Genomic DNA, 9,121 nt, shown 5'->3' on the forward strand with positions numbered 1-9,121 from the left:
TTACAAAAGAGACGAAAGGTGGTAATTTTCTTCGCCTAGAATTCAGTGATATGGAACTTAATAATGCACTCTACATGGCAACCCGCCGCAACCATTAAGCAATTAAAGCAACGTGCTGATATCCTTAATCAAATTCGCCAGTTCTTTACAGAGCGAAACGTGATGGAAGTGGATACGCCTGCGATGAGTCACGCCACGGTGACGGATGTGCATTTGCATACGTTCAAAACTGAATTCGTAGGGCCGGGTTATGCGCACGGCCAGCCACTGTTCTTTATGACAAGCCCAGAGTTTCATATGAAACGACTGTTAGCGGCGGGCAGTGGCTGTATTTACCAAATTTGTAAGTCTTTCCGTAACGAAGAAAATGGCCGTTATCACAACCCTGAGTTCACCATGTTGGAGTGGTATCGAGTTGGCTTTGATCATCATGACCTGATGGATGAAATGGATTTGCTGTTACAGCAGGTACTTAAATCGGGCTCAGCAGAGCGGATGACTTATCAACAAGCCTTTATTGATGTGTTAGGTGTGTGTCCACTGGAAGATTCGATGGATACTCTAAAACAAGCGGCAGCGAAGCTTGGGCTTAGTGACATTGCTGATCCAGAACAAGACCGCGATACCTTACTACAACTACTGTTTAGTATTGGGGTTGAAGCAAAGATAGGGCAACAAGTGCCTGCGTTTGTTTATGACTTCCCAGCATCACAAGCGGCGTTAGCCAAGATTAACCCGAATGATCCACGAGTGGCGGATCGCTTTGAGGTGTATTTCAAAGGGATTGAATTGGCAAACGGCTTCCATGAGCTGGATAAAGCACAAGAGCAGCTCAAGCGCTTTGAAGATGACAATGCCAAACGCATTGAGATGGGCTTATCGCCTCAACCGATTGACCATCATTTGATTGAGGCGTTAAAAGCGGGCTTACCAGACTGTGCGGGTGTTGCGTTAGGTATCGACCGTCTGATCATGCTGGCGTTGGGTTATGACCACATCGATGACGTGACAGCTTTTCCTTTCCCACGTTCTTAACTTTTTGCTTTTGTTTTTACTGAGAGTTAATAGTCATTAGCTATTAATTCTCAGTTTCCAATCAGCTGCCAATTAACTTCACTAGCTAGCTGACTAGAATACCAGTACCCACTACGGCAACAATAGCACCGATCCAAGCGTAGGCATTTGGTCTCTGTTTGGTGTACAGCCAAAGTATTGGTAACAACATGATCGGTGTGGTTGAAGATAACAGAGCAACCATACCGACATTGCCTTCCTGCAACGCATACAAGATCAGCGTCATTCCCACCGCCATCGCTAAAAATCCGTTAACTGCGGTAATCGCGAATATTTGACCATTCATCGGGTTGATTGCGCGTGAGAGCTTGGCGCCCGTTAAGCGAAATGCGGAGTGAGCAACAAAAGCGGTGATCATACGAATTGCTGAAGCGGCAACGGGGTCTATGCTGGTTTGCATCACGGGTTTTGCGATGATCCCACCTAATGCTTGGCAAATTGCGGCAGTGATTCCGAGAGCTACACCAATCCACAGTGTGCCCTTGATGGTTTCGAGTTGGTTGTTGGCTTGTCCTCGACGACCAAAGAATATAGCGGTTAATACACCACTGAACACCAAAGCTGAGCCAATCAGCTCAACCGAAGTCATGCTTTCACTAAACAGGAAGTAACCAAGAATCGCCGAGAACACGGCGTGACAAGAGAACAGCAAACCTGCTTGGCGCGGTCCCATTCGGTTCAAACAAGCAAATAGGGCGGTGTCACCAATGAAGATGCCAATCAGGCCAGACAGCATCATCGGCGTGACTAGGTCTGCTTCGACCGTTGACCAACCACCGGTAAACCAAGCCATGCTCGATAAGATGATAGCAGTGCAACCCATGCGCCAACGGCTATAGGCGAAAGAACCTAAGTGTTGAGCAGGCTTTACTGACATTAGGCTCGCGATGGCCCAAAGAAAAGCGGCAGCAAGAGCCAACCATTCGAATCCCATCTGAATAACATCCTTGTGTCTGGGATAAATTAGCTCATCAATATGCATTAAACCGGACTGAGAACAAAGTGATTCTTATGAAAAGAACCACTTTGTTTCAGTTATCGGTTTACGTCACCTGCCGCTCGGTGGTGAGGTTTAACTTACTTTGTTTGAGATGAGTTATACCTTAAAACGCTCCACATCTCGGCGCATCGACTCGGCAGCGTTACTCATTTCATTTGAGCTATAGCGACTGCTTTCAGCTTGTTGTGCAAGATCGTCTGAGGCATCTTTGATCCCTTGCGTATTGCGACTGATGTCTTCGCTTACTGCGCGTTGCTCTTCTGCAGCACTCGCTATTTGCAGCGCCATATCGTTGATTTCAGTGATCGCCTGGGTGATTTTAGTCAGGCTGCCATGAGCTTGCTCTGCGAAGCCAACGCTGTTCTCAGCCAGTTGAGTGCTGGTGGTCATGCTTTCAACGGCATGTTCGGTATTCTTCTGTAGCGTATCAATCATCACGCGGATTTCTTCGGTCGAGCCATGCGTTCGTTGGCTGAGCACTCGAACTTCATCGGCTACAACCGCAAATCCACGACCTTGCTCTCCCGCACGCGCCGCTTCAATCGCGGCATTCAATGCCAACAAGTTGGTTTGTTCGGCAATGCCTTGAATGGTGGATAGGATCTGATTGATGCTTTGCGCGTTGTTTTCCAGTTCTCGAATAACATTGGCAGCGTCTTCAACTTGAGTTGCAAGGCCAGTAATCGCATCGCGGTTTTGTTGAATAACCTCTTGGCCTTCGTTACAAGCGGTGGCTGACGCTTGAGAAGCGGATGCCGTGAGTTCGGCATGGCTAGCCACTTCAGCTGCCGTGGCTGACATCTCATGAATCGCGGTCGCTATTTGATTGATATCGTTTTGCTGATTCTCAACTCGAATGGATGATTGGGTCGCCAGTTGATTGGCTTTCTCTGCATGATTGTTTAAATCGTGGCTGTGTTCAATAACGCCCTTTAACATGCTTTGCATTTGGCTTAAGAACTGGTTTACAAGCTCAGCAAGCTTACCTATCTCATCCATGCGTGTGATATCAATGCGTTGAGTGAGGTCGCCTCTGCCTTGAGCAAGCTGAGTCAGTGCTTCTGATAAGGTTTGTAATGGGGAAAGTAGGCGGTTGATCACCATTGTGCTCGCAATCGAAATGACGATGTACAAAATTAAAGAAGTCAGGGAGATGAACTGAATCGCGTCAGATACCGCGGAAAACGCCATTTCTTTATCGATAACAATACCCAGTGACCAATCGGTATTCGGGACGTTGGCAATGTAGACCATTTTATCCTCTTGGCCAGGCCAAGTTAGCGTAGTGATCATTTGGCCTTGGATCAGTTGTGACACTTTGTTGGCTGTTAGTTCCGGATTCAAACTGGTCAGTGGTTTCTGGCTTAGCTCTTCATCACTGTAGGCAACGATGTTGTTGTTACCGTCGACTAAAAACGCGAAGCCATCGTTATCGAGTTTCACGTTGAGCACGGTGTCGATAATGCTGGTTACAGTTAAGTCTGCCGCGAGGACACCTTGTCTTTCCCCGTTGAATGCTTTGGCAAAGCTGATGACAATGCTGCCGTCAAAGTCTTGATAAGGTTCAGTAATGATGAGGTCTGACGTTGAATTCGCATCTTTATACCAAGGGCGGGTGCGTGGGTCGTAGTTTGCTGGCCAGTCTTCACCTTTGTCGCCATAAGCGATAGTGCCGTCACTGAATCCGGCATAAACAGACAAGAATTGTCCGGCTTGTTTGGTGATTAGTAACTCACGGTCAGAGTTACTGTTGCTTGAAATGGTCGGTTCATTAGCAAGCATCATATCGCTGCGAGTCGAGAGCCAATCGGCAATGTAATTCGTCGTGCCAGCACTGACATTCTTCATTTCTTGGTTGATCGCGACTTCAGTTTCTTGAGTCAGTTGATTAACCGATATCCAGGCTTGAGCGCCACTCACGACGGCAATAATGACCGCAATTGCGATCTGAATTTTAAATTTAATAGTATGTCTCAAGGTCTATTCCTCTCTTATTAGACAAAAACCTAACTACAGTGACGTACTTGATGGTGAATTGATGTGTCTCTGATGCGTGTATAGTGCCGCTGTCTTAGGCTGAATGACTGTGTTTGAAATCATAAATTCTTAATATATTTGCTCTGCTTTTTGTAAAACAGTGAAGTAAAATCACAGTTATCTGTTGATTGAAATGTCAGTTAATTACTTAGTATGGAGTGGTATAGATGGAAAAAAGCGCCAAATTTACATTCAGCGCTTTAGTTAGGATTAAAGGGGAGCGTTAACGCTTACTAGGTGATAATAAACAGGGCGAGGTAAACCATCAGCAAGCCCACAATACCTAAGATGATGCCCATCTTCGCCATGTCTTTGCTTTCGATAAGCCCGGTCGAGTAGGCCAGTGAGTTTGGTGGTGTCGATACTGGCAGAATCATACCAAGCGACGCAGAGAAGGCGACCACAACCAGCAAGCCTTGCAGGCCACCAATCGCTACTAAGCTTTCCATTGAGGCGCCTATGGCAGCAGCGATCGGCATCAGTAAGTTGGTCGTCGCGGTGTTTGACATGAAGTTGGCCATCAACCAACACACAATCGATAGAGTGAGCACCACTGCGGTAGGCGACAAGGATTCATAATCAATCGCGTGCGCTAATGCTGCTGCTAAGCCTGTTTTATCAAGGCCGATGCCAATCGCAATACCACCTGCGACCAGCCACAACACATCCCAGTTAATCAGCTTGAGTTCTTCTTTACCCATGATGCCAGTGAGAGTAAACACAGCCAGTGGAATAATAGACACGACATAGGTGTTCATGCCATGCAGTTTGGTGGTCATCCACAATAAGATTGTCGCAGCGAAGGTGATGTAAACCACAATCGCTCGCCAGCTTTTTCTAAATTGTCCATCGAGCTTGAGCACCATGTTTCTTTCTTTAGAAGGGAAGAGTTTTTGTAGAAGAAACCAAGCGATGGTGAGTTGGATGATCACAAAGGGTAAGCCCATCATCATCCAGCTGAGGAAGTCGATGGTGTTTTCACCGGTTAGGTATTGCAGCGCGATGGCATTGGGTGGTGTACCGATGGGTGTCGCAATACCACCGGTGTTGGCAGCAATTGGAATACACAATACGAGCGCCTTAATCCCCATATCACCTTTTGGTGCAGAAGCTACGATCGGGCCTAACAGCGCAAGCATCATTACCGTCGTTGCGGTATTTGACATGAACATTGAGAACACGGCGGTGATCAGCATTAAACCTAGCATGATGAAGCGCGGCTCTGTGCCAAATGGTTTGAGTAGCACTCGAGCTAGGTTGTTATCGAGTTCATATTTGGATGCGGATATCGCAAGAGCAAAACCACCCATGAAAAGGATGATGATCGGTGACGAAAATGCACCGAAGATGTCGGTATATTTGATTAACTCACCGAGATCGTGCCCCGCTGGTGGATTTCTAAATAGGTGTAAACCTTTGTCAGATATCATCACCAGTTCAAGCGCAATGATCAAAATTGAAGTGGCGAATACCGGAACAGGTTCAAGCACCCACAGTAGAGCGGCCAACAAGAATATTGCCAACAAGCGATGTTGAATCAGCGTGAGATCATCGATTGGTATTGAATCTATCGGCATGAATAACACGCCTAAGGGAATCGCAAAACAAATCAACAGCTTGACCAGAACGCCAACATTGAGTTTAGGCATGTACAAAAACCCTATAAATAAAATATCTTCAAATAGAGTAAGTTATCTGGATTTCTGGTACTTGGAGACGGGTTGGAAAATCAAAAAGTTGTTTAAGGTTTCGGCAACTGTTTTGTTTTTGGTCAATCTTTTTCTGGGCAGTTAGAAGCAAGAGTGAGAAGCAACAGGTGTCTGGGCAAGGTTTTGGGAATTTGAGTTGTTAGAGCTTGAGTAGCAAACGAATCGGTGGAGCTAAGAAAAAGGCGCGTTCTTCTCTGAAATAGAAAAAGTAACGCGCCTTGAAAGCTTAATGAATTAACTCTGAGAGTTACGCTTGGTCTGTGTTCTCAGTAGAATCGGCAGCAGCATTATCAGTTGCTTGTGCTTCTTTGCCTGCAATGTGTGCGAAAGGTGTACCAAGAACCGTTTTCTCACCATTTTGCATCGTGTTGTCAAACTTGATCGCATCTTTAGCGAATAGGTTGATAACGGTTGAACCAAGCTTGAAGCGGCCCATCTCTTCGCCTTTCTTCAAGATGATAGCTTTGTCACCTTGTGCAGGGTAATCCCATTTGTAAACAGAGTTACCGCGAGGTGGGGTGATGGTACCTGCCCATACCTGCTCGATGCTGCCTACGATCGTTGCGCCAACCAAGACTTGTGCCATTGGGCCAAATTCCGTATCGAAGATACACACTACACGCTCATTACGTGCGAATAGGTTTGGAACGTTCTCTGCCGTTAATGGGTTAACTGAGAAAAGGTCACCCGGAACGTAGATCATCTGGCGCAGCGTGCCGTCGCATGGCATGTGCACGCGGTGGTAATCACTTGGAGACAGGTAAAGCGTCGCGAATTCACCGTCTGTAAACTCATCCGCTAGCGCAGCATCACCACCCAATAGCTCGCGAGCTGAGTAGTCATGACCTTTCGCTTGAATCAGTTGGCCGTCAGTAATTGGGCCAAATTGGCTTACACGTGCATCTGCAGGGTGAACAATAACAGATTCACCTTCAGCGATAGGGCGCATGCCTTCTTTCAATTCACGCACGAAGAATTCATTGAATGTTTTAAAGTGTTTTGGATCGCTATGCAGAGCTTCATCCATGTTCACTTTGTATTGCTTGATGAACCAGTTGATGATCGCTGTCGTTAAGCCGCCCGCTTTAGCAGACGCAAGTTTGCCGACTAGGCGAGTTAATCCATGTTGTGGAATCCAGTACTGCAATCCAACTTTAATCTTATCCATTGTATTAATTTTCCAATGCTAATTGTTTTTCAATTAAATCTGTCGATGACGGTTTAGGGCGCGAGATGTTACTTAAATTCGCGCCAATTGTCAGTAAATGCACACATTTGTTCACAAAAACGCGATTAGAGATCGGCTTTTTTGTTGCGTGAATACTGACGGTTATCTTTGTTACTCGCCATGCTTTCAATGATGCGGTGGTAGTTGTCGAAACGTAATCGACTGATCTTTCCGTTTTCTACGGCTTCGCGCAGGATACAGCCTGGGTCATCAATGTGTTTACAGTCACGGAACTTACAACCGCCAAGGTAAGGCTTGAACTCGATAAAGGCTTCAGTGATTTCGTCAGCTTCTAGGTGCCATAGGCCGAATTCACGTACTCCTGGTGAATCAATCAGATCACCACCAGAAGGGAAGTGGTACAGACGAGCTGCCGTGGTTGTGTGCTGACCAAGACCTGAGTTCTCAGAGACTTCGCCTTCTTCAATGTCTAGCGTAGGCATTAATGCATTCACTAGGCTTGATTTACCCACACCCGATTGACCAACAAAGATGTTGATACGGTCTTTGAGTTCAGCTTCCAGCTCTTTGATGCCGTAGCCAGACTCTTTACTCACGAACATCACTTTATAGCCGATCTTCTCGTACTCTTTAAGTGTTTCACGATATTCAGCAATCTGCTCATCAGTCAGTAGATCGACCTTGTTCAGTACAACAAGTGGCGCGATGTTCACTGTTTCTGAAGCAATTAGGTAACGGTCGATAATATTAAGTGATAGCTCTGGTAGCACAGCCGAAACGATAACCATTTGGTCGACGTTCGCAGCTACTGGCTTTAGGCCATCGTAGTAATCAGGGCGAGTCAGCATTGAAGTTCTCGGTTCAACCGCTTCCACAACGCCAGAAATACCGGCCATTGATTCTAAGCCTGCGCGCCAAGTCACTCGGTCACCAGAAACTAAAGTCTCGATACTACGGCGTAAGTTACAACGATGAACTTCGTTAGTTTCAAGATCTTCGATATCAGCATGTTGGCCAAAGCGCGTAATCACGAGTCCGCTTTTGGTTCCGCCAAGCATGTTCTCATCCCATTGGATAGAATCTTCTTTCTTGAGTCGCTTGTTCTGGTTGCTACGTACACGACGTACTTGACCTTTGGTTAACTTCTTTTTTTTAGCCACAATTTTTCACTTAACACATCTAACTTGATGATTGGGGACTCAAACAGGATGTTGCTGGTACCACGCGATTTCAATGGTCCTAAAGCTAGTTTGAGTATAGTTATTTGGGTATAGTACCTCTTTTACACATAAACAAATAGGCGACGCCTTATGTCCTTTAGCGATCAGAACCTTATTTGGGTTGATCTAGAGATGACAGGACTTGATCCTGAAACTCATAAAATCATTGAAATTGCTACTATCGTTACTGATAGTGAGCTTAACATCCTGGCTGAAGGACCTGTTTTGGCTATTCACCAACCTCAGAGTGAATTAGACAAGATGGACGAGTGGTGTACAACGACTCACACCGGCAGCGGCCTCGTGAAGCGAATTCAAGAAAGTACGGTTTCAGAGCAAGATGCCATCCAACAAACGATTGAGTTTCTTGAAAAATGGGTACCAAAAGGTAAGTCACCAATTTGTGGCAACAGCATTGGTCAAGACCGCCGTTTCCTATACAAGCACATGCCAGAGTTAGAAGAGTACTTCCACTACCGCTATGTTGACGTAAGCACTCTGAAAGAGCTGACTCGTCGCTGGAAACCTGAAGTGTTAGATGGTTTTTCTAAGTCGGGAAGTCACCTTGCGTTAGACGATATTCGAGAGTCGATCGCCGAGCTGCAGTACTACCGAAAAACGATTATTAACATCTAGTCGAATAAAATGATCACGTTTATCTAACTTTTCAGGGACATAAGAGCCGTTTTTTTTGCAAATTTGTGTGCTTTTACAGCAGTTGAGTAAAAAGTTTCGTAATTTTGCATTAAGGACTTGCATCACAAAAAAATGCTCTTATAATTCGCAGCCCTGAACGGCGAAAGACGTTTTCAGATTGCGATACTAGCTCAGTTGGTAGAGCGCAACCTTGCCAAGGTTGAGGTCATCGGTTCGAACCCGATGTATCGCTCCA

Annotated in this window: 7 protein-coding genes and 1 tRNA gene; 3 read left to right on the forward strand and 5 right to left on the reverse strand. The window is 45.9% G+C overall.

Features of this window, described 5'->3' with window-relative positions; translation table 11 throughout:
- The first annotated feature begins 63 nt into the window (after nt 1-63).
- Nucleotides 64-1,035: an elongation factor P--(R)-beta-lysine ligase gene (gene epmA / locus MSG34_RS21430; protein WP_248339336.1), complete on the forward strand. Its 972-nt coding sequence runs from the start codon at nt 64-66 to the stop codon at nt 1,033-1,035.
- Nucleotides 1,036-1,120: 85 nt separating this feature from the next.
- Here epmA and MSG34_RS21435 read toward each other — a convergent pair whose 3' ends face one another.
- From MSG34_RS21435 to rsgA, 5 genes are all read right to left on the reverse strand, one after another.
- A complete protein-coding gene (locus MSG34_RS21435; protein WP_248339337.1) occupies nt 1,121-2,008 on the reverse strand; it encodes a DMT family transporter in 888 nt (295 codons plus the stop codon).
- Nucleotides 2,009-2,170: 162 nt separating this feature from the next.
- A complete protein-coding gene (locus MSG34_RS21440) occupies nt 2,171-4,051 on the reverse strand; it encodes a methyl-accepting chemotaxis protein (protein WP_248339338.1) in 1,881 nt (626 codons plus the stop codon).
- Nucleotides 4,052-4,344: 293 nt separating this feature from the next.
- A complete protein-coding gene (locus tag MSG34_RS21445; RefSeq protein ID WP_248339339.1) occupies nt 4,345-5,760 on the reverse strand; it encodes an SLC13 family permease in 1,416 nt (471 codons plus the stop codon).
- Nucleotides 5,761-6,067: 307 nt separating this feature from the next.
- Entirely contained in the window at nt 6,068-6,988 is a 921-nt protein-coding gene (gene asd / locus MSG34_RS21450) for an archaetidylserine decarboxylase (RefSeq protein WP_248339340.1), read from the reverse strand.
- A 125-nt stretch (nt 6,989-7,113) separates the two neighbouring features.
- Nucleotides 7,114-8,169: a small ribosomal subunit biogenesis GTPase RsgA gene (gene rsgA / locus MSG34_RS21455; RefSeq protein WP_017061306.1), complete on the reverse strand. Its 1,056-nt coding sequence runs from the start codon at nt 8,167-8,169 to the stop codon at nt 7,114-7,116.
- Nucleotides 8,170-8,319: 150 nt separating this feature from the next.
- On the opposite strand from rsgA, the gene orn reads away from it, so the two are divergent.
- Nucleotides 8,320-8,865 carry an oligoribonuclease gene (gene orn, locus MSG34_RS21460; RefSeq protein WP_010434065.1) on the forward strand — a complete coding sequence of 182 codons (546 nt, stop codon included), beginning with the start codon at nt 8,320-8,322 and terminating at the stop codon, nt 8,863-8,865.
- A gap of 180 nt (nt 8,866-9,045) precedes the next feature.
- Nucleotides 9,046-9,121, forward strand: a tRNA-Gly gene (locus tag MSG34_RS21465).

The sequence above is a fragment of the Vibrio sp. 1CM2L genome (assembly GCF_023161695.1).
GTDB classification, from domain to species: Bacteria; Pseudomonadota; Gammaproteobacteria; order Enterobacterales; family Vibrionaceae; genus Vibrio; species Vibrio coralliirubri.

Bases quoted from the DNA above. Each gene is read 5' to 3' on its own strand.
- epmA (WP_248339336.1), top strand. From the start codon at position 64: ATGCACTCTACATGGCAACCCGCCGCAACCATTAAGCAATTAAAGCAA.
- MSG34_RS21435 (WP_248339337.1), bottom strand. From the start codon at position 2,008: ATGGGATTCGAATGGTTGGCTCTTGCTGCCGCTTTTCTTTGGGCCATC.
- MSG34_RS21445 (WP_248339339.1), bottom strand. From the start codon at position 5,760: ATGCCTAAACTCAATGTTGGCGTTCTGGTCAAGCTGTTGATTTGTTTT.
- asd (WP_248339340.1), bottom strand. From the start codon at position 6,988: ATGGATAAGATTAAAGTTGGATTGCAGTACTGGATTCCACAACATGGA.
- orn (WP_010434065.1), top strand. From the start codon at position 8,320: ATGTCCTTTAGCGATCAGAACCTTATTTGGGTTGATCTAGAGATGACA.